The sequence below is a fragment of the Duganella sp. BJB1802 genome (assembly GCF_013369445.1).
GTDB classification, from domain to species: domain Bacteria; phylum Pseudomonadota; class Gammaproteobacteria; order Burkholderiales; family Burkholderiaceae_D; genus Rugamonas; species Rugamonas vulcania_A.
The window spans coordinates 68,625-90,162 of the sequence record NZ_JABWEF010000017.1; the positions used below are offsets into that span (position 1 = coordinate 68,625).

At 59.1% G+C, this 21,538-nt stretch carries 19 protein-coding genes; 12 read left to right on the forward strand and 7 right to left on the reverse strand.

Going from position 1 to position 21,538, the window contains the following annotated elements:
- Positions 1-79 precede the first annotated feature (79 nt).
- From HUX88_RS24020 to HUX88_RS24040, 5 genes are all read left to right on the forward strand, one after another.
- Positions 80-502: a PACE efflux transporter gene (locus HUX88_RS24020; RefSeq protein ID WP_176363395.1), complete on the forward strand. Its 423-nt coding sequence runs from the start codon at positions 80-82 to the stop codon at positions 500-502.
- 18 nt (positions 503-520) lie between these two features.
- Complete coding sequence (locus tag HUX88_RS24025) at positions 521-1,819, forward strand: M20/M25/M40 family metallo-hydrolase (RefSeq protein ID WP_176363396.1); 1,299 nt, start codon at positions 521-523, stop codon at positions 1,817-1,819.
- Positions 1,820-1,899: 80 nt separating this feature from the next.
- Entirely contained in the window at positions 1,900-2,613 is a 714-nt protein-coding gene (locus HUX88_RS24030) for a PEP-CTERM sorting domain-containing protein (protein ID WP_176363397.1), read from the forward strand.
- A 109-nt stretch (positions 2,614-2,722) separates the two neighbouring features.
- Positions 2,723-3,982 (forward strand): HlyD family secretion protein, encoded by a 1,260-nt coding sequence (locus HUX88_RS24035; protein WP_176363398.1) that lies wholly within the window; start codon positions 2,723-2,725, stop codon positions 3,980-3,982.
- 23 nt (positions 3,983-4,005) lie between these two features.
- Positions 4,006-6,168, forward strand: coding sequence for a peptidase domain-containing ABC transporter (locus HUX88_RS24040; RefSeq protein ID WP_176363399.1), 2,163 nt, complete (start codon positions 4,006-4,008; stop codon positions 6,166-6,168).
- A 63-nt stretch (positions 6,169-6,231) separates the two neighbouring features.
- On the opposite strand, the gene HUX88_RS24045 is transcribed toward HUX88_RS24040, so the two are convergent.
- From HUX88_RS24045 to aceE, 6 genes are all read right to left on the reverse strand, one after another.
- Positions 6,232-6,585, reverse strand: a complete 354-nt coding sequence (locus tag HUX88_RS24045) for a hypothetical protein (protein ID WP_176363400.1) — start codon at positions 6,583-6,585, stop codon at positions 6,232-6,234.
- A 384-nt stretch (positions 6,586-6,969) separates the two neighbouring features.
- Entirely contained in the window at positions 6,970-7,782 is an 813-nt protein-coding gene (locus tag HUX88_RS24050) for a CPBP family intramembrane glutamic endopeptidase (RefSeq protein ID WP_176363401.1), read from the reverse strand.
- Positions 7,783-7,841: 59 nt separating this feature from the next.
- Positions 7,842-8,021 (reverse strand): hypothetical protein, encoded by a 180-nt coding sequence (locus HUX88_RS24055; RefSeq protein WP_176363402.1) that lies wholly within the window; start codon positions 8,019-8,021, stop codon positions 7,842-7,844.
- 356 nt (positions 8,022-8,377) lie between these two features.
- The gene (gene lpdA, locus HUX88_RS24060; protein ID WP_176363403.1) at positions 8,378-10,168 is read right to left on the reverse strand and encodes a dihydrolipoyl dehydrogenase; all 1,791 of its coding nucleotides are present in this window, start codon (positions 10,166-10,168) and stop codon (positions 8,378-8,380) included.
- Positions 10,169-10,177: 9 nt separating this feature from the next.
- On the reverse strand, positions 10,178-11,836 hold the full coding sequence (gene aceF / locus HUX88_RS24065; protein WP_117011771.1) for a dihydrolipoyllysine-residue acetyltransferase: 1,659 nt from the start codon (positions 11,834-11,836) through the stop codon (positions 10,178-10,180).
- A 19-nt stretch (positions 11,837-11,855) separates the two neighbouring features.
- Positions 11,856-14,546 (reverse strand): pyruvate dehydrogenase (acetyl-transferring), homodimeric type, encoded by a 2,691-nt coding sequence (gene aceE / locus HUX88_RS24070; protein WP_176363404.1) that lies wholly within the window; start codon positions 14,544-14,546, stop codon positions 11,856-11,858.
- Positions 14,547-14,783: 237 nt separating this feature from the next.
- Between aceE and folD the strand changes: the two genes are divergently transcribed.
- The 6 genes from folD (at position 14,784) to HUX88_RS24100 (ending at position 20,746) form a co-directional block, all read left to right on the forward strand.
- The gene (folD, locus tag HUX88_RS24075) at positions 14,784-15,629 is read left to right on the forward strand and encodes a bifunctional methylenetetrahydrofolate dehydrogenase/methenyltetrahydrofolate cyclohydrolase FolD (protein ID WP_117011773.1); all 846 of its coding nucleotides are present in this window, start codon (positions 14,784-14,786) and stop codon (positions 15,627-15,629) included.
- A gap of 101 nt (positions 15,630-15,730) precedes the next feature.
- Entirely contained in the window at positions 15,731-17,809 is a 2,079-nt protein-coding gene (locus HUX88_RS24080) for a M3 family metallopeptidase (protein ID WP_176363405.1), read from the forward strand.
- Positions 17,810-17,811: 2 nt separating this feature from the next.
- The gene (locus HUX88_RS24085; RefSeq protein ID WP_176363406.1) at positions 17,812-18,414 is read left to right on the forward strand and encodes a glutaredoxin family protein; all 603 of its coding nucleotides are present in this window, start codon (positions 17,812-17,814) and stop codon (positions 18,412-18,414) included.
- Between the two features lie 116 nt (positions 18,415-18,530).
- The gene (locus tag HUX88_RS24090; protein WP_117011776.1) at positions 18,531-18,956 is read left to right on the forward strand and encodes a DNA polymerase III subunit chi; all 426 of its coding nucleotides are present in this window, start codon (positions 18,531-18,533) and stop codon (positions 18,954-18,956) included.
- Positions 18,953-19,363, forward strand: coding sequence for a hypothetical protein (locus HUX88_RS24095; protein WP_117011777.1), 411 nt, complete (start codon positions 18,953-18,955; stop codon positions 19,361-19,363). The genes HUX88_RS24090 and HUX88_RS24095 overlap by 4 nt, the downstream gene beginning before the upstream one ends.
- A 243-nt stretch (positions 19,364-19,606) precedes the next feature.
- Entirely contained in the window at positions 19,607-20,746 is a 1,140-nt protein-coding gene (locus HUX88_RS24100; RefSeq protein ID WP_117011778.1) for a branched-chain amino acid ABC transporter substrate-binding protein, read from the forward strand.
- A 64-nt stretch (positions 20,747-20,810) separates the two neighbouring features.
- On the opposite strand, the gene HUX88_RS24105 is transcribed toward HUX88_RS24100, so the two are convergent.
- On the reverse strand, positions 20,811-21,131 hold the full coding sequence (locus tag HUX88_RS24105; protein ID WP_117011779.1) for a c-type cytochrome: 321 nt from the start codon (positions 21,129-21,131) through the stop codon (positions 20,811-20,813).
- 162 nt (positions 21,132-21,293) lie between these two features.
- Between HUX88_RS24105 and HUX88_RS24110 the strand changes: the two genes are divergently transcribed.
- The gene (locus HUX88_RS24110; RefSeq protein WP_117011780.1) at positions 21,294-21,518 is read left to right on the forward strand and encodes a TIGR04438 family Trp-rich protein; all 225 of its coding nucleotides are present in this window, start codon (positions 21,294-21,296) and stop codon (positions 21,516-21,518) included.
- Positions 21,519-21,538: the final 20 nt, after the last annotated feature.

Sequence of the window (21,538 nt, forward strand, 5' to 3'; positions counted from 1 at the left end):
AGAAAAACTGATAGCTGTCGACTTTTTCAATCAGAAAATCGCTATTACCATGGGCGTATCGTATTGAGGAGGAAACTTCATGCAAGGATTGAAACGCAAAATCGTCTACGTATCGCTGTTCGAATTGATCGCCGTGGGTTTGACCAGCAGCGTGCTGGTGCTGTTGATGGGCTACGACGCCGGCCACGCCAGCGTCGCGGCGGTCGCCTCGTCGCTGGTGGCCGTGGTGTGGAACTTCGTCTACAACAGCATGTTCGAAGCGTGGGAAGCGCGCCAGGCCAAGCGTGGCCGCAGCTGGCTGCGCCGCGCCGCGCACGCGCTGGGCTTCGAAGGTGGCCTGGTCGTGATCCTGGTGCCGCTGTTCGCCTGGTGGCTGGACATCTCGCTGTGGGAAGCCTTTGTGCTGGACTTGGGGCTGGTGTTATTCTTTATGTTTTATACCTTTCTCTTCAGCCTCGCCTTCGACCGCATCTTCGGACTGCCGGCGTCGGCGCAAGGCTGATCAACCACCGGAGTCCACATGGCATTGAAACCGTTCGCGTTCGCAGCACTGGTGATGGCGATGAGCAGCGCAGGCGCCGCCGCGCTGTCGCCGGTCGAGCAGAAAATCGTCGACGAAGTCAAGGCCCATTCGGAGCAAGGCTTGCAGCTGCTGGAGCGCTCGGTCAACATCAACAGCGGCACCATGAACCACGAGGGTGTGCGCGAAGTCGGCAAGCTGTTTCGCGAACAGTTCGACCAGCTGGGCTTCACCACCCGCTGGATCGACATGCCGCCCGCCGTCCAGCGCGCCGGCCACCTGCTGGCCACGCGCGAAGGCAAGCAAGGCAAGCGCCTGCTGCTGATCGGTCATCTGGATACCGTGTTTGAAAAGGACAGCCCGGTGCAGCTGTGGAAGCGCGACGGCGCGCGCGTGCGCGGCCAGGGCGTCAACGACATGAAGGGCGGCGACGTGATTATCGTCGAAGCGCTGCGCGCCTTGCAGCGCGTGGGCGCGCTCGATAACACCAGCATCACCGTGATGTTCAGCGGCGACGAGGAAAGCGCCGGCCATCCGGTCGAGATCTCGCGTGCCGACATGGTCGCCGCCGCCAAACGCAGCGACATCGCGCTGGCCTTCGAAGCCACGGTGCGCGACAAGAACGGCAAGGACACCGGCACCATCGGCCGCCGCGCCTCGGCGTCGTGGGACCTGGAAGTCAAAGGCAAGCAAGGCCACTCCAGCGGAATCTTTACCGAAGGCGCGGGCTATGGCGCGGTGTATGAAGCGGCGCGCATCGTCGACGGCTTCCGCCAGCAGGTGATGGAGCCGGACCTGACCTTCAGCCCCGGCCTGATATTGGGCGGCACCGACGTCAGCCTCGACGCCGCCGGCACCAAGGGCCAGGCTGCCGGCAAGGGCAACGTGATCGCGCGCAGCGCCACCGTGCACGGCGACCTGCGCTACCTGAGCTCCGAACAGCGCGACCGCGCGCACGCGAAGATGAAGGCCATCGTCGCGCAGAACCTGCCGGGCACCAGCGCCAGCATCAGCTTCCACGAATCGTATCCGCCGATGTCACCGACCGCCGGCAACCTGGCGGTGCTGAAGACGTATTCGCAGGCGAGCAGCGACGCCGGCCTGGGCGAGATTCCCGCCCTGCCGCCGGGACAGCGCGGCGCCGGCGACGTGCAGTTCGTCGCCCCGCTGCTCGACAGCCTGGATGGCTTGGGCGCCACCGGCAACGGCGCGCATTCGCCGGACGAAGACCTGGAAATCGCCTCCATCGAACGGGCCACCATCCGCACCGCCATCCTGCTCTACCGCCTGACCCGGTAAACCTTTCATTTTTGACACCGCCTCCTTATAATTGTTTTATTTGCATGAATTAAATGCATCTATTCAACGAGGAGGCAAAATTGAAGAAACTTGTGGGTTTGGCCTGCGGCCTGGCGCTGCTGGGCTCGGCTGAGGCAAAAGTCGTCAGCTACGATTTCACCATCACCGTCGACCACATCGTGGAGATGGATAACAACGTCAATCCGGTCTATGTGCAATCGAGCACCCGTCCGGGCGCGCTGGTAACGGTGGGTGAAAAGGTGCATGGCACGTTCAGCTTCGACACCGACACACCGAAAAGCCCTTTCTACCAGCCCCCCGCGCAGGCGCAAGGCAGCTGGGTGCTGTATTCGGACCCGGCCCATTACAAGAATCCGATCGACGCGGTCTTCCAGAACAGCGGCCTGCACACCACCGTGCCGGACGGCGTGAAGGTCAACAGCACGGTGCAGGTGATCGACAGCGCAACCGTCCTTCACAACGGCGACGGCTTCTGGTTGAGCAACACCGCCTCCTACAAGGGTGAAATCTTCACCAACTTGATCATTCTGGGCGACAGCACCGGCAACGCCTTCAGCAGCGCCGCGATTCCTGGGCAGCTGAGCCTGAACCAGTTCAACTACGGCAGCTACAGCTTCTCGCGCATGTCGACCGACCACAAATGGGTGGAAGTCGATTGCGATTTCACCACATTGACCCTGTCGCCTCCCGCGCCGGTCCCCGAGCCGTCGACCTACCTGATGTTTGGGGCCGGCGCGATGCTGCTGGCCTGGCGCAGAAAGTCGCGCGGCTGATCGCGAATTAGTGACTGCAGTCAACTATTTCTTGAGGTTCTACAAATAGCCCCCGGAGCATAGCGGCCATCATGTAGGCAGATATTCCGCCCAACATGCAGGAGCCGCTATGAAACGAGTGTCGCTATTCCGGGAAGAAGCACTATCCGCATCCCGAGTCCAATGGTTAGGCGAGATCATCTTGATCCGGCCATTGACGTTTCGCGTCCTCACCGCAACCGCGGCCGCGATGGCGGTGCTGGTCGCCGCCCTGTTTTTTCTGGGTAGTTACACCAGGCACAGCAATGTCAGCGGTCAGTTGATGTCGGACCTCGGTGTCGTAAAAGTCTACCCGCCGCAAGCGGGCATAGTGCTTCAAAAATTGGTACGCGAAGGACAGCCCGTACATAAGGGCGATCTGCTCTACATCGTCTCCAGCGAGCGCCAAGCCGGCAACCGCAGCGACATCCAGGAGAGCATCAGCGAGCAAGTAGCTCGACGGCAGCGGTCGCTGCGCGATGAACTGGAGCAGACACAACGAGTGCAGCAGGACGAGCAAACCGCCTTACGCAAGAAGGTCGAGGCCTTGCAGACGGAGCAGGCAAATGTCGGCCATCAACTGACCTCCCAACGCAGCCGCATCGAGCTGGCCGAGGATGCGTTCAAGCGCGCAGCGCAGCTCTCCGAACAAGGGTTTGTCTCCAAAGAGGTCAAGCAGCAAAAACAAGCGGAGCTGCTGGACCAGCACTTGCGGCTGCAAGCGCTGGAGCGCGATGAAATCAGCCTGGGCAGGGAATTGCTAGCCGCCCGCAATGACTTGGAAAGCCTGCCGCTAAGGCAGCGCAACCAGCTGGCTCAAATTGAGCGGCAGTTGGCGAACACAGAGCAGGAATGGACCGAAAGCGAAGCCAAGCGCCGCATCGCTGTGATCGCGCCGGAGGGTGGTATCGCCACCGCCGTCACAGCCGAAGTCGGGCAAAACATCGACGGCGGCCGCCCCGTGGTCAGCATTATTCCCAAGGGCGCACAACTGCAGGCCCACCTGTACGCCCCCAGCCGAGCCATCGGGTTTGTCCGCAAGGATGACCATGTTCTTTTACGATACCAAGCCTTTCCATTTCAAAAATTCGGCCATGCCCACGGCACCGTGATATCGATTTCCCGGATGGCCATGTCGGCCAACGAATTTTCCGGCGCGCCCGCCACAGGCGGCAATTCGGAGCCGCTCTACCGCATCACGGTCCAACTGGCACGCCAGGACTTGATCGCCTACGGAAAGCCGCAATCGCTGCAGGCCGGCATGCTGGTCGAGGCTGATGTTCTGCAAGAGAAACGCAAGCTCTATGAGTGGGTACTGGAGCCGCTGTTCAGCTTGACCGACAAACTGTAGTCGCCAAAAAAAAAGGAAATCACATGTCCTTCTTAAACGAGCTCTCCTTGGGCTTCGGCCGCAAACTGCCGATGATCCTGCAAACGGAGGCGACCGAATGCGGCCTGGCCTGCCTCGCCATGGTGGCCGGCTTTCATCACCACCATACCGACCTGATGGCCTTGCGCCGTCGCTTCCCCATTTCGCTTAAAGGCGCGACGCTCAGCGACGTCATGCACATCGCCCAACAACTCGACCTGGGAACGCGCCCGCTCAAGCTGGACCTTGAGGATCTAAGCCAATTGAAGCTCCCCTGCGTACTGCACTGGAATTTCAACCATTTCGTCGTGCTCAAGGAGGTGAATGCCAAGACGGTGCTCATCCACGACCCGGCGGTTGGCTCGCGCACGCTTTCATGGAATGAAGTCTCCGATTCATTCACTGGAGTCGCGCTGGAGATCTGGCCCGAAACAAATTTCAAACCAGCCAAACCAGCGCCGGCTATCAGGCTGCGCCAATTGATGGGGCATGTCAGCGGATTGCAAAGGTCCCTCGGCCAAATCCTGATACTGGCAGCGGCGCTGGAAATTTTCGGACTGATATCGCCATTCTTCCTGCAATGGGTCATCGACAACGTACTAGTTGCAGCAGACCGCGACCTACTGACCACGCTGGCGATCGGATTTGGATTGCTAATGCTGATGCAACAGTCAGTTACCGCCATTCGCAGCTGGGCGATCCTGCACATGGGAACCACCTTGAATCTGCAATGGCGCGCCAACGTCTTCACCCACCTGACCCGCCTGCCCGTGCAGTACTTTGAAAAGCGGCACTTGGGCGACGTGGTCTCGCGCTTCGGCGCGATCGACCTGATTCAGCATACTCTAACAACCTCCTTCCTGGAGGCGATGCTCGATGGCGCCATGACCGTCGTCACGCTCGGCATGATGTTTCTTTACAGTCCCGGATTGGGTTGCCTCGCTTTCGGAGCGATGGCGCTGTACGCGTTCGGCCGATGGGCGTGGTACGGCCCGCTGCGCAACGCGACAGACGAGCAGATCGTCCACGCGGCCAAACAGCAAACACACTTCCTGGAGACGATACGCGGCATCAAGACCATCAAACTTTTTCAACGACAGGACCATCGGCGCAGCAGCTGGCTGACGCTGCTGGTGGAACAAATCAACGCCGATCTGCGCGCCCAGAAACTGCAGCTCGCCTATCGGCTGTTGAACGGCCTGCTGTTCGGCATTGAGAACATATTAGTTATCTGGCTGGGAGCACGCCTGGTCCTCGACGGCAGTTTCAGTGCGGGCGCGTTGATGGCGTTCATCGCCTACAAAAATCAATTCGACACACGCGCCGGTGCGTTGATCGACAAGTTCTATGAGCTAAAGATGCTGCAGTTGCAGGGAGCCCGGCTTGCCGACATCGTCCTGTCGGAACCCGAGCCGGCATCCGGCTCCCACACCGTGGAGACGGGCACGTTCGCGGCGAGCATCGCTGTGAACCAGCTCAGCTTTCGGTACGCCGATCAGGAGCCTATGATTCTGGACAATATCAGCTTCAGCATCGAGGCAGGCGAATCGGTCGCCATCATCGGCCCATCAGGCTGCGGCAAGACCACGCTGATCAATGTATTGCTGGGCATACTGCCACCGACGACAGGTGAAGTATGCGTCGGTGGCATCAGCATCAACCGCTGCGGCACCGACTTTTTGCGGTCGATGGTCGGCACCGTGCTCCAGGATGACGTGCTATTTGCTGGTTCAATAGCCGACAACATCCACTTCTTCGACCCGCAAGCCGATCAGAACTGGGTGGAGCAATGCGCCGAGATGGCGTCCATCGCAGCGGAGATACGCTCTATGCCGATGGGTTATCAGACGCTGGTTGGCGATATGGGGACGGTACTGTCCGGCGGGCAGAAACAGCGCATATTGCTGGCACGCGCCTTGTACAAACGCCCCAAGATTTTGTTTCTCGACGAAGCGACCAGCCATCTGGATGTGGAAAAGGAAAAAATAGTGAACCGTGCGGTGAAGGCCCTGAACGTCACGCGTGTAATCATTGCGCACCGCCCGGAAACCATTGCCGGTGCCAGTCGCGTGATCGTTTTGTTAAGTGGGAAGGTGCATCAGGATATCAGACTACCGCAAAACCGAAGCGAAGCTGAGGCGGAACCGGCGGCCAGCCAAGTGGCGTGAACTAGCCACCGCTGCAAAATCAAAATTACTGTCCAAAGGCGATGGCTGGCCATTAGGAAAAATTCAAATTGACGGCATCTTTTTCATCTGACGCAATCTGAATATTGCGCCAACCATAGATAAAACAGTCATTATGATGGCAAAAAATAATAAAGGTGATGGAGTATCGAAAAAAGCCCTCCAAATCATAGCTATCGTGCAATTAACAGGAAGGAAGATCACACATAGATAAACAGCAACAGATAATTTTTTATCTAATATAACACGTTTCTTTTCAAGGAATATTTTTCTCTGCCGCACCAAGGCCAGTGCCAATGGCGGGACTATCGCTGAGTCAAATATAAAAAATATTACAAAAACAAAATCCCTCTCATCAACATTAAGCCGAGCTAAAAGCACCGGCAGAAACAATTCCACAATGAATAATATTATTGCAGCACATGAAATAGCTTTATAGAATACGCTCAGTCAATACGCTGTTTTTCCGGAGAGCTCGTAGAACATACCTGTAACGAGACCATCTTCATTTCCCCCATAAAAGCAATTGAAATATCTAGCTCCTTCATCGCCCTCAAAGAAAGCCATTCTATCCTCCAAGATTATTTGGCAATACTAATCAAAACCACTTCGTCCAACCAACTCGTTAATTTAATAGCTAAATCCGAAGCCTGGCCAACGTCCGCCAAGGCTTAACGTTCCGATGCCCGCTCCATGAGAACCACAAAAGAAGGGCAAGCCTGGTCGACCCTCTGTCCACGAATCGAATAAATACAAACACCGAGCTAATCATGCGTTAATATTCTAATCCAGCCCATTGATACTTTTTCTAAATTTAAAGAAAAAGTAAGAAATAAACATAAGCGAGAGTCCTAAAGAGAAAATCTCCGGAATCCAAGCTACTGGCGATACAATCTTATCGATCGACTTGGTAAAATAGGCATTCAATGAATAATTTTGCAAGAATGCAAAAAAATTGTATGTCGCGTGTGCCAGAATGCAGAATAAAATTGACCTGGTAATTAAATATGCGAAGCACATAAACAACGAAAATACAAAAGTACTAATGTAATACTCATATAAAAAGTGCAATGCTGTGAATATAGCGCAATTTATGACTACTGCGGAGCATAGACTTTTTTTTCGCAGCAATGATCGCAACAAAAATCCCCTGAAAAACAGCTCTTCACATATTGGCGCAACTAGGCAGGCGACGGCCAAAAAGCTGATAACATGTAGAGAAAACAGTGGGTGGACCTCCTTGGCTACCGTTTGAAAATTCCAAATACCGAATGCCATCCGTGGATCGAATTGTGCAATGACGATAGCCTCGACCGCATTTTCGCCCATTGTAAACATAACCAAAATCGCTCCCGAAGCCATTGCCACTGCAATTCTCTTAATTCCAATTCCTCCACCAATTATATTTTTCATTTCAGTGCAGTTAATTTTTATTAAAAACTTACATAAAACAATAGTCAAAATTTCCGTTCCTGATTGAAAAATAAGATCCAAATAAAATTCATCACCAAGATATTTATTCAAAATTAATAAAGTGCATGCGCCGCGAATAACCAGACAAAACAACAGTATCCCTAGCAGATCTTTAGTCTTCATAATTCACCTCGAAAAATGAAAATGCCGAGACAAAGCTCGGCATTTTAGATTATTGACTATTAATGCGTCCAATCGTATATACTACCGCCCAGCCAATGTCCGAAATCATTTACCATAGCGGCGCCATCATTCACCATTCGCCCCCATTCCGAGGTGGCGTTAGCGATGGGTTGGCGTAACGTTCCGCTCACAATTCCGCCGGTCACGACTTCCATTTCATTGAGATTAAGTTCAATCATGATTTAGCTCCTATAATTAATAAATAAATTAGTCATGACGTCATCCGCTATGACTAAGGATATGTTAGTTTCCGTGATTTCTTTTAATTTGACTTTCATCAGGGATTTCTCAAACACAACTTGCCCTATCCATTAGGAATGCGCCGTATAGGGAATTAATCAATAGAGGATGCAAAAGGCAGCACAGCTCCCGAGAGAGGCGTCGCGAATCAATATATTGTTGGAGATGCCGACGGCAGCTGGTGAAGTGTGCGTAGTATTTTCAGGTGACCTATTTCCGTATTGACCGATGTCAAACTCTACGCCCATAAAAAAACCGGGAACAAGTCCCGGTTTCGTATGATGCGAATTGTCGCTTAGCGCTTGCGCGGCGGCGGCAAGTCGGTGCAGACGCCTTCGTACACTTCGGCGGCCATGCCGATCGATTCGCCCAGCGTTGGGTGCGGGTGGATCGTCTTGCCGATGTCGGTGCCGTCGCAGCCCATCTCAATCGCCAGCGCGATCTCGCCGATCATGTCGCCGGCGTGCGTGCCGACCATTGTGCCGCCGATGATGCGGTGCGTTTCAGCGTCGAACAGCAGCTTGGTGAAGCCTTCGGCGCGGCCGTTGGCCACGGCGCGGCCACTCGCGGCCCAAGGGAAGTGGCCCTTCTCGACCTTGATGCCCTTGGCTTTCGCTTCGTCTTCGGTGATGCCGGCCCATGCCACTTCCGGATCGGTGTAGGCCACCGATGGAATCACCTTCACGTCGAAGTGCGACTTCTGGCCCGCCGCGGCTTCCGCCGCCACGTGGCCTTCGTGCACCGCCTTGTGCGCCAGCATAGGCTGCCCCACCAGGTCGCCGATGGCAAAGATGTTCGGCACGTTGGTACGCATCTGGCTGTCGACAGGGATGAAGCCGCGATCGGTCACGATCACGCCAGCCTTGTCGGCGGCGATCTTCTTGCCGTTCGGGCTGCGGCCGACTGCGACCAGCACCATGTCGTAGACCTGCGGCGCTGGCGCGGTGGCGCCGGCTTCCGCCGCTTCGAACGTGACTTTGATCCCTTCCGGCAGCGCTTCAACCGCGACCGTCTTGGTCTTGGTCATGACGTTGTCGAAGCGCTTCTCGTTGTACTTCTGCCAGACCTTGACCGCGTCGCGGTCGGCGCCCTGCATCAAGCCGTCCATCATTTCGACCACGTCGATGCGCGCGCCGAAGGTCGAGTACACGGTGGCCATTTCCAGGCCGATGATGCCGCCGCCGATGACCAGCATGCGTTTCGGGATCTGGCGCAGTTCCAGCGCGCCGGTCGAATCGACGATGCGCGGATCTTCAGGCACGAACGGCAGCTTCACCACGGCCGAACCGGCGGCGATGATGGCCTGCTTGAACTGCACCACTTTCTTGGTGCCGTCGGCGGCGGTGACTTCGATGTGGTTCGCGCTCAGGAACTGGCCGACGCCGGTGACGACTTGCGTCTTGCGTGCCTTGGCCATGCCGGCCAGGCCGCCGGTCATGTTCTTGATGACGCCTTCCTTGTACTTGCGTACCTGGTCGATGTCGATGGTCGGCTTGGCGAAGGTGACGCCGGTGTTGGACATGTGCGCGGTTTCGTCGATCACCGATGCCACGTGCAGCAGCGCTTTCGACGGGATGCAACCGACGTTCAGGCACACGCCGCCCAGCGTTTCGTAACGCTCGACGATGACCGTGTTCAGGCCCAGGTCCGCTGCGCGGAACGCGGCGGAGTAACCGCCAGGACCGCCGCCCAGTACCATCATGTCGCAGTCGATGTCGACCTGGCCGGCATAGCTGCTACCGGCTGGCGCGGCGATCGGCGCGGCTGGCGCGGGGGCTGGTGCAGCGGCGAGAGCCGGAGCAGCTGCTGCAGGCGCAGGCGCGGCGGCGGGAGCTGCAGCTGCGGAACCGGCGGCTTCTTCCACCACCAGCATCAGCGAGCCTTCCTTGACCTTGTCGCCAACCTTGACCTTCACCTCCTTCACCACGCCGGCGTGCGACGATGGGACTTCCATGCTGGCCTTGTCCGATTCAACGGTGATCAGCGACTGGTCGACCTTGACCGTATCGCCGACCTTGACCATCACCTCGATCACTTCAACTTCTGCGAAGTCGCCGATGTTCGGCACTTTCACTTCTGTGCTCATAGTCGCTCCTTACAGCAGAATTTTGCGCATGTCGCCGAGCACTTCGCTCAGGTACACGGAGAAGCGAGCACCCATCGCGCCGTCGACCACGCGGTGGTCGTAGGACAGCGAGGTACCCATCATCAGGCGAGGCTGGAATGCCTTGCCGTCCCACACCGGCTTGATCGATGCCTTGGACAGGCCAAGGATCGCCACTTCCGGCGCGTTGACGATAGGCGTGAAGTGCGTGCCGCCGATGCCGCCCAGCGACGAGATGGTGAAGCTGGCGCCTTGCATGTCGGTCGGTTTCAGCTTGCCTTCGCGCGCTTGCAGCGACAGCTCGGTCATTTCGCGGGCGATCTGCGAGACCGATTTCTGGTCGGCGTTTTTGATCACCGGTACAACCAGGCCGTTCGGCGTGTCGGCGGCGAAGCCGATGTTGTAGTACTGCTTGAGGATCAGGTTTTCACCCTTCTCATCCAGCGACGCGTTAAACGACGGGAATTTCTTCAGCGCGGCGACCGATGCCTTGATGACGAAGGCCAGCATGGTCAGCTTGGCCGCGTCCTTGTTCTTGGCATTGGCGTTGTTGGTCTCGACGCGGAACGCTTCCAGGTCGGTGATGTCGGCATCGTCGAACTGCGTGACGTGCGGGATCATGACCCAGTTGCGGTGCAGGTTGGGACCGCTGATTTTCTTGATGCGCGACAGCGGCAGCAGTTCGGTCGGACCGAATTTGCTGAAGTCGACCACCGGCCATGGCAGCACGCTCATGCCGCCGCCGGAACCGGCTGGCGCCGATGCGCCGGCAGGAGCAGCGGTGGTACCGGCCATCACGCCCTTGACGTAATTCTGCACGTCCAGCTGGGTGATGCGGCCTTTAGGACCGGAGCCTGGCACTTTGCCGAGGTCCACGCCCAGTTCGCGGGCGAACTTGCGGATCGACGGCGATGCGTGCGCCAGCTTGCCGGTTTGGACCGAGCCTTGCGAAGCGGTCGTCGCGGCGGCGGCAGCGGCAGGCGCCGGCGCAGCAGCAGGAGCAGCAACAGGAGCCGGTGCGGCAGCAGCCGGCGCGGCGGCGGCAGGAGCAGGAGCGGCAGCGCCACCCACAGCGTCCACCACCAGCACCACGGTGCCCATCGCAACCTTGTCGCCAACCTTGATCTTCACTTCCTTCACCACACCAGCGTGCGACGAAGGGATTTCCATGCTGGCCTTGTCCGATTCGACGGTCAGCAGCGATTGATCGACCTTGATCGTGTCGCCAACCTTGACCATCACTTCGATGACTTCAACTTCCTTGAAGTCGCCGATGTCCGGAACCTTGACTTCGACCGGGCCGGCCGAAGCTGCGGATGCCGGCGCAGCGGCAGGCGCCGGTGCTGGAGCCGCAGCGGCTGGCGCAGGTGCGGCAGCGGCAGCAGGTGCAGCGGCTGGCGCGGCGGCAGCGCCATCGGCTTCCACCAACAGCAGCAGCGAACCCTCGGCCACCTTGTCGCCGACCTTGACCTTGATTTCCTTGACCACGCCAGCGGCGGACGAAGGAATCTCCATGCTGGCCTTGTCCGATTCCACGGTAATCAGCGACTGGTCTACCTTGATGGTATCGCCTACTTTGATCATCAACTCGATGATTTCAACTTCCTTGAAATCACCGATATCCGGGACTTTAACTTCCACAATGCTCATAGCGTCTGCTCCGTTCTAATTATTGGGTCACCGGATTTGGCTTGTTGGCGTTCAGGCCGTACTTGACGACTGCCTGCTCCACCACCTTCGCGTCGATCTTGCCTTCTTCCGCCAGCGATTTCAGCGCAGCGACCGTGATGTAGTAACGGTTCACTTCGAAGAACTCGCGCAGCGCGGCGCGGGTGTCCGAACGGCCGAAACCATCGGTGCCCAGCACGCGGTAGGTGCGGTCTTTAGGAATGAAGGCGCGGATCTGCTCAGCAAACGCACGCATGTAGTCGGTCGTCGCAACGATAGGGCCGGAGGTGTCCTTCAGCAGCTGCGTCACGTACGGCACGCGTTGTTCCTTGGTCGGGTTGACCAGGTTCCAGCGCTCGGCATCCTGGCCATCGCGGGCCACCAGCGTCAGCGACGGAGCGGACCACACGTCGGCGGCGATGTTCCAGTCCTTCAGCAGCAGTTCCTGGGCGAAGATCGACTCGCGCAGGATGGTGCCGGAACCGATCAGCTGTACGCGCTGCTTGGCTTTCTTGTCGCCCTCGTGCAGCAGGTACATGCCCTTCAGGATACCCGCTTCCTGGCCCGGCTTGATGCCTGGGTGCGGATAGTTCTCGTTCATGATGGTGATGTAGTAGAACACGTCTTCCTGCTCTTCCACCATGCGGCGCATACCGTCCTGGATGATCACGGCCAGTTCGTGGCCGAAGGTCGGATCGTAAGGCATGCAGTTCGGTACAGCCGCTGCGAACAGATGGCTATGACCGTCTTCGTGCTGCAGACCCTCGCCGTTCAGCGTCGTGCGACCGGCGGTGCCGCCCATCAGGAAGCCACGGGCGCGCATGTCGGCGGCGGCCCATACCAGGTCGCCGATACGCTGCATGCCGAACATCGAGTAGTACGTGTAGAACGGGATCATCACGCGGTTGTTGGTCGAGTACGAGGTCGCAGCGGCGATCCACGAGCTCATACCACCGGCTTCGTTGATACCCTCTTGCAGGATCTGGCCGGCCTTGTCTTCGCGGTAGTACATCACCTGGTCCTTGTCGACCGGCTCGTACAACTGGCCCTGCTGGTTGAAGATGCCGACCTGGCGGAACAGGCCTTCCATACCGAAGGTACGGGATTCATCGACCAGCACCGGCACGATGCGTGGACCGACGCTGGAATCCTTCAGCAGCGTGGTCAGGATACGCACGTAGGTCTGGGTGCTCGACACTTCGCGGCCTTCGGCGGTCGCGTCCAGCACGTTCTGGAACGCGGACAGCGGCGGCACGGTCAGCTTCTCGTCGGCCTGCATGCGGCGGGCCGGCAGGTAGCCGCCCAGCGCTGCGCGGCGCTCGTGCAGGTACTTGATTTCCGGTGCGTCGTCGGCAGGCTTGTAGAACGGGATGTCGGCCAGCTTGTCATCCGGGATAGGGATCGAGTAGCGGTCGCGCATTTCGCGCACTGCTTCGTCGGTCAGCTTCTTGGTGTTGTGCGCGGTGTTGCGCGCTTCGCCGTGCTTGCCCATGCCGAAGCCCTTGATGGTCTTCACCAGCAGCACGGTCGGTTGGCCTTTGTGTTCCTGGGCGACCTTGAAGGCGGCGTAGATCTTGTGCGGATCGTGGCCGCCGCGGGTCAGGCGCCAGATGTCGTCGTCGGTCATGTTGGCGACCATCTCCAGCAGCTTCGGATGCTTGCCGAAGAAGTGCTTGCGCACGTAGGCGCCGTCCTTGGCCTTGTAGTTCTGGTATTCGCCGTCCAGGGTATCCATCATCACTTTGCGCAGGATGCCGTCCTTGTCCTGCTTCAGCAGCGCGTCCCAACCCGGACCCCAGATGACTTTGACCACGTTCCAGCCGGCGCCACGGAAGTCCGCTTCCAGTTCCTGGATGATCTTGCCGTTGCCGCGCACAGGGCCGTCCAGGCGCTGCAGGTTGCAGTTGACGACGATGACCAGGTTGTCCAGCTTCTCGCGTGCGGCCATGCCGATGGCGCCCAGCGATTCCGGTTCGTCCATCTCGCCGTCGCCGCAGAAGGCCCAGACTTTACGGTCGGTGGTGTCGGCGATCGAGCGCGCGTGCAGGTACTTCAGGAAGCGCGCCTGGTAGATCGCCATCAGCGGGCCAAGGCCCATCGACACGGTCGGGAACTGCCAGAAGTTCGGCATCAGTTTAGGGTGCGGATACGAGGACAGGCCCTTGCCGTCGACTTCGCGGCGGTAATGGGTCAGCTGTTCTTCGGACAGGCGGCCTTCGAGGAAGGCGCGTGCGTACACGCCCGGCGAGGAGTGGCCCTGGATGTACAGCAGGTCGCCACCGTGGTTTTCGCTCGGCGCTTTCCAGAAGTGGTTGAAGCCGATGCCCAGCATGTTGGCCAGCGAGGCGAACGAGGACAGGTGGCCACCGAGGTCGCCGTCGACGCGGTTGGCCTTGACGACCATCGCCATGGCGTTCCAGCGCATCCACGAGCGCAGCTTCTCTTCGTATTCCAGGTTGCCAGGGCAGTGGACTTCGAGATGGGCGGGAATGGTGTTGACGTAGGCGGTATTGGCGGAGAACGGGATGTCCGAGCCGCTCTGGCGGGCCAGGTCGATCAGGCGTTCCATCAGGTAGTGAGCACGTTCAGGCCCCTCTTGTTCCAGCACTGCGGCCAGTGCGTCCAACCATTCTTTGGTTTCTTGCGAATCAGGGTCGGTGTTTGCCGTTACCTGGTCAAGTTGAGCTGACATGTATTAAGTCTCCTGAGTTTGATTGCCGATGTGACGCTGATTATTTACCAATACTTCTATGCCGTGTGCGATTCTAACAGCAGTTTTCTGCTTTTTCAAATTACGATACGTCATTTCGTATTATGAAATTGCCATATGAAAATCTTGTGCGTCGCAGCACGACCAGGCAGCGGGAAACGAGGCGCAATGCGCGCTGCGGCTTTATAATCCTGCTTTCCTCTCCAACCTGGTTAAATCATGCCTGCTCAACTGATCGACGGAATCGCCCTCTCCCAAAAACTGCGCGCGGAAATTGCTGCACGTGCTGCCGCCCTCACCGCCAAAGGCAAACAACCCGGCCTGGCCGTGATCCTGGTCGGCGACGACCCGGCCAGCCACGTTTATGTCCGCAACAAGGTCAAGGGCTGCGAGGATGCCGGTTTCTACTCGCTCAAGGAGCAGTATCCCGCCGACCTGAGCGAGGCCGCGCTGCTGGAGCGCATCGCCGCGCTGAACGCCGATCCGGCCATCCACGGCATCCTGGTGCAGATGCCGCTGCCCAAGCATATCAACCCGCACAAGGTCATCGAAGCGATCTCCACCACCAAGGACGTGGACGGCTACTCGGTGCTGAGCGCCGGCGAGCTGATGACCGGCCTGGAAGGCTTCCGCCCGTGCACGCCGTACGGCTGCATGAAGCTGATCGAAAGCACCGGCGTCGACCTGCGCGGCAAGCACGCGGTGGTCATCGGCCGCAGCAACACGGTCGGCAAGCCGATGGCGCTGCTGCTCTTGCAAGCCAACGCCACCGTCACCATCTGCCATAGTGCGACCCCGGACCTGGGCCTGTACACCCGCCAGGCGGACGTCGTGGTGGCCGCCGTCGGCCGCCGCAACACCCTGACGGCCGACATGGTCAAGCCAGGCGCGATCGTGATCGACGTCGGCATGAACCGTGACGACGCGGGCAAGCTGTGCGGCGACGTGGACTTCGCCGGCGTCAAGGAAGTGGCATCGCACATCACGCCGGTACCTGGCGGCGTGGGCCCGATGACCATCACCATGCTGCTGATGAACACGGTCGAAGCGGCCGAGCGCACTTAAATGCCGTCGCTCCCGCGCACGCGGGAGCCCATGCTGAGCTTGCGTTCTATGGGTCCCCGCCTGCGCGGGGACGACGCTGTAACGAACATATTGGAACTGACATGACTACTGACGCTACCAACCCTCTCCTCGACTTTTCCGGCCTGCCGCGTTTCGACGCGATCAAGCCCGAGCACGTCACCCCGGCCATCGATGAACTGCTGGCCAAGAGCCGCGCCGTGGTCGAGCAACTGGAAGCACCGTCCGAGCAAGTGACCTGGGATAACTTCGTCACCCCGCTGGAAAACGCCACCGAGCTGCTGGGCCGCGCATGGGGCATCGTCAGCCATCTGAACAATGTGGTCGATACGCCCGAGCTGCGCGCCACCTACAACGAGAACCAGCCGAAGGTGACCGAGTTCTGGACCGCGCTGGCCCAGAACGAGGCGCTGTTCGACAAGTACAAGGCGCTGCGCGCGTCGGCCGGCTTCGACAGCCTGTCGCCGGCCCGCAAGCGCATCATCGACAACGCCGTGCGCGACTTCCGCATGGGCGGCGCCGAGCTGCCGGCCGATAAAAAGGAACGCTTCGCCGAGATCCAGGAAGAGCACGCGTCGGTCTCGACCCGCTTCTCCGAAAACGTCCTCGACGCCACCAACGACTACAAGCTGCTGGTGGAAGACGAGGCCGAACTGTCCGGCCTGCCCGCCGACGTCAAGGCCGCCGCGCGCGCCGCGGCAGAAAAGGAAGGCAAGCAAGGCTACGAATTCTCGCTGCACTTCCCGTCCTACTTCCCGATCCTGCAATTCGCCGACAAGCGCGAACTGCGCGAGACCATCTACCGTGCCAACGCCACCAAGGCTTCCGAGCAGGGCGATGTGTTCAGCAAGAAGGAAGAGTGGGACAACACACAGAACATCGTCACGCTGCTCAAGTTGCGCGACGAGGAAGCCAAGCTGCTGGGCTATAACAACTTCGCCGAGGTATCGCTGGTGCCGAAGATGGCGCAATCGCCCGACCAGGTGATCGCCTTCCTGGAAGACCTGGCCAAGCGCGCCCGTCCGTTCGCCGAGCAGGACTTGGCCGAGCTGAAAAAATTCGCGCAGGACGAGCTGGGCATCGCCGAGCTGAAAGCCTGGGACATCCCCTACGCCTCCGAGAAACTGCAGGAGCGCCGCTACGCATTCTCCGCGCAGGAAGTGAAGCAGTACTTCCCCGAACACAAAGTGGTCGGTGGCCTGTTCCGTTTGATCCAGAACCTGTTCACGGTCGAGATCAAGCCGGACGACGCGCCGGTATGGCACAAGGACGTGCGCTTCTTCCGCATCGAGCGCAACGGCAAACTGATCGGCCAGTTCTACCTGGACCTGTACGCGCGCGCCGGCAAGAGCGGCGGCGCCTGGATGGACGATGCACGCGGCCGCCGCGCCGAGGAAGAAAAAATCCAGACCCCGGTCGCCTACCTGACCTGCAACTTCACCGAGCCAGCGGTGGTGGACGGCGTCGCACAACCGTCGCTGTTCACGCACGATGAAGTGATCACGCTGTTCCACGAATTCGGCCACGGCCTGCACCACATGCTGACGCAGGTGGACGAGCTCGGCGTGTCCGGCATCTCCGGCGTCGAGTGGGACGCGGTGGAACTGCCATCGCAATTCATGGAGAACTTCTGCTGGGAATGGGAAGTGTTGGAACACATGACCTCGCACGTAACCACCGGCGAGCCGCTGCCGCGCGCGCTGTACGACAAGATGCTGGCCGCGAAGAATTTCCAGTCCGGCCTGCAGACCTTGCGCCAGGTGGAGTTCTCGCTGCTCGACATGCACCTGCACTACGACTACGACGCCAGCACCGGCAAGACCGTGCAGCAGTTGATCGACGAAGTCCGCGCCAAGTTCGCGCTGATCATTCCGCCGGCGTTCAACCGTTTCCAGAACTCGTTCGGCCACATCTTCGCCGGCGGTTACGCGGCCGGCTACTACAGCTACAAGTGGGCCGAGGTGCTGTCCGCCGACGCCTACGCCGCGTTCGAGGAAGCCAAGGCCCTCGGCCCGGCAGCCACCACCGAAACCGGCAAGCGCTACCTGCAGGAGATCCTGTCGGTGGGCGGCTCGCGTCCGGCGCTGGAATCGTTCACGGCCTTCCGCGGCCGCGAGCCCAGCATCGACGCGCTGCTGCGTCACAGCGGCATGGCGGCCTGAGCATGAAACGGCTGGCCGCGTTCGCCATCGCGCTGCTGTGCCTCGGTACGGCCGGCGCGCAGGTGTACAAATGGGTCGACGACAAAGGCGTGACCCACTACAGCGACCAGCCGCCGCCACCGTCCACGCCGGCCAGGACGAAAGTCGAATTGAAATCGTTCGCCACCGGCGGCGCCACGGTGGAGCTGCCGCAGGAACTGGCCGACGCCGTGCGCAACCGCCCGGTCACGCTGTACACCACGGCGCAGTGCGACGGCTGCAGCAACGGCCGCGCCATGCTGATGGCGCGCGGCATTCCCTTCACTGAAAAAACCGTCGCCACCGTGGACGACCAGGTGGCGCTGAAGAAGGCCGGCGGCAACGGCCAATTTCCATTTCTGCTGGTCGGCCGCAGCAAGCTGACCGGCTTCGAGCAGAACAGCTGGGATGTGTTGTTGAGCGACGCCGGCTATCCGCTGGAAAAACGCTTGCCACCGAATTATCGATATCCGGCGCCGGTATCCGCCGCACCGCCGCCTCCGCCCGCGCCCGAAATGGTGCACCCCGTGGAGGAGCCCGCCAAGCCCCTGCCGCCGGTCAATGCGCCGCCCGGCTTCCAGTTCTAAAATCGGCGTTCGGTAGCAACATCGATGCCAGCGCCAAAAATAATTTTCGCATAAACTGGAATCACGCAGCATCGCGCTGCATGCACTTCCCCTCTACAGAACAGATCAAAACAGCTATGACACGCATCGATTTCCACACCAACGTGCCGGACAAAATCGCCTATGCCTGCCGCCTCGTGCGCAAGGCCTGGGGCGCGAACAAGCGCGTGGTGCTGATGGCAGACGATGCGGCACAACTGGCAGAACTTAACGCGGCGATGTGGACATTTTCCGCCACCGACTTCCTGCCCCACGTGCTGGCCGGCGACGCGCTCGCAGCGCACACGCCGATCATACTCACGGACAACGATGAGGCAGAATTACCACACAAAGAATTATTGGTAAATTTGTCGCGCCGCGCGCCCTCCGGGGTCGCGCAATTCGAGCGCATGATCGAAGTAATTTCCTCCGATGAGGATGATGCGGCCGCAGGCCGCAAGCGCTATGTCGCATACAAGCAGCAAGACTATCCACTTACCCACTTTGTCACAGGAAAATCATGAGCCAAGCCCAATCGTTTGACGCCAGTATCCCTGTATTGACGGAAGTTCTGAAGGCCGAGCCGCTGGGCGATGAACTGCTGCCCGGCGAGGCCGCTTCCGGCCGTTCGACTCTCTCCAAGCGCGCCGAAATGGCCGCGCAGCTGGAAGCCGACGCCATCGACAACTGGAGCGATGCGGAATGGGCGATGATGGAGCATCGCCTGTCCGAACGCATCATGCACCAGCTGCAGTCGCGCGTGGACTTCGTGCTGGAGCAGCGCATCAAGGACAGCATGGCCGAAGTGCTGACCCACGCCCTGCACGGCCTGACCAACGAAATCCGTATCGGCCTGCACGACACGATAGAAAAAATTGTTGCGCGCGCCGTCTCGCAGGAACTCACGCACCTGCAAGCCCAGAAGAAGTAACCCTCTCCCCCGGTCCGCGCCCAACCGTTGCGCGGACCGCACGCCTTCAGTGCGCCACTGTATTAAAAGTTGGAAATTCCAGTGCGCCGCCGCCCCAAAACCGGGAAACGCCTCCCCAAAGTGCGAAACCCTGCGAAACTCCCTTTGCGATAAGAATAATTTGTTGTACCTTTTGGCCTTGCAGGAAAAATCCTGCGGCGCTCAGAGAGACACCGTCGCTTATTCAACCATTGGAGAATGCATATGCTGTTCAAGACCAAGTTCATTCCACTCGCCATCGCCCTGGCTTTCGCTGGCAGCGCCGGTGCGCAAGAAGTGATCAAGATCGGCCACGTCGCGCCGGTCTCCGGTCCATCCGCGCACCTGGGCAAGGACAATGAAAACGGCGCCAAGATGGCCGTCGAAGAATTGAACGCCAAAGGCATCAAGATCGGCGGCAAGCCGGTCAAGTTCGTGCTCGTGCTGGAAGACGACGGCGGCGATCCGAAACAGGGCACGGCGGTGGCGCAGAAGCTGGTCGACGCCAAAGTCAACGGCGTGATCGGCCACCTGAACTCGGGCACCACCATCCCCGCGTCGAAGATCTACTTCGACGCCGGCATCCCGGAAATTTCGCCAGCCACCACCCAGACAAAATACACGCAGCAAGGCTTCAACTCGGTGTTCCGCGTGGTCGCCAATGACGCCAAGCTGGGCGGCACGCTGGGCAGCTACGCGGTCGGCAAGATGGGCGTGAAGAAGATCGCCGTCATCGACGACCGCACGGCCTACGGCCAGGGCGTGGCGGAAGAATTCATCAAGGGCGCGAAGAAGGCGCTGCCGGGCGTGCAAATCGTCGGCAAGGAATTCACCACCGACAAGGCCACCGACTTCAACGCCATCCTGACCACCATCAAGGGCAAGAACCCGGACCTGATCTTCTTCGGCGGCATGGACTCGGTGGGCGGCCCACTGCTGCGCCAGATGAAAGCGCTGGGCATCCAGGCCAAGTACATGGGCGGCGACGGCCTGTGCACCGAATCGCTGCCCAAGCTGGCTGGCGCGGACGCGGTCAAGGTCGTCACCTGCGCGGAAGCCGGCGGTGTGCCGCCTGAGCTGCAAAAGAACATGGACGATTTCCATGCCCGCTACAAGAAAAAGTACAACATGGACGTGCAACTGTACGCGCCGTACGTGTACGACTCGGTCATGACGATGGCTGCTGCGATGCAGGCGGCTAACTCGGCTGAGCCTGCCAAGTACCTGCCGTTCCTGCAGAAGATCAAGTATCAGGGCGTGACCGGCCTGATCGAGTTCGATCCAAAGGGCGACATCAAGGATGGTTCGCTGACGCTGTATAACTACAACAACGGCACCAAGACGATCACCTCGGTTATCAAGTAAGCATTGATTGAACCAACAAAAAACGCGCCGAAGGCGCGTTTTTTTTATACTACTGCGGCGCGGATTACTTCTGCGCCAGCACCCATTTCACCAGGGTCTTGGCTTCGGCGTCGCTCACTTGCGGATTGGCTGGCATCGGGATCGCGCCCCAGGTGCCGGAACCGCCCTTCATCACTTTGGTGACCAGCTTGGCTTCAGCATCCTTCTGGCCGGCGTATTTGGCGGCGACATCCTTGTAGGCAGGACCGACCAGCTTGGTGCTCACAGCGTGGCAAGCCAGGCAGTTCTTCGCTTTTGCCAGATCCATGCCCGCGTCCGCCATCGCGGCTTGCGATGCGAATGCCGAAGCGACCACCATACCAACCATCATCAAATTACGTTTCATTGTCTTCTCCAGGTAAGTGCTACTCAATTCTGCCAACAATTCTACCGTGTTTTGCTATAGAACATTAAACGTCATAGCTGATATCCTCGTTGACCGATAATAGAATATTGCTGCCCGCAAAGCCATTTTCTTTGTAAGATGAGGTAACCGGAGGAGAACGTCATGCCCATGATATTGGTGATCATCGCCCTATGCGGGCTGCGCTATTTCGAAGTGTGGAAGTTCGCCCTGCTGTCCTGGTGGTGGATAATCGGGCTGATGGTCTTCGCTTTCGTGTGGTTCGAGTTCCTGGAGCCGATGCTGGGGCTGGACAAGCGCAAGGCGCACGACGAGGACGAAAAGCGCCGCAAGGCGCGCGTGAAGCAGAATTTCGACAAGAATAAATAACGCCCGCTCCGGGCGGAGCG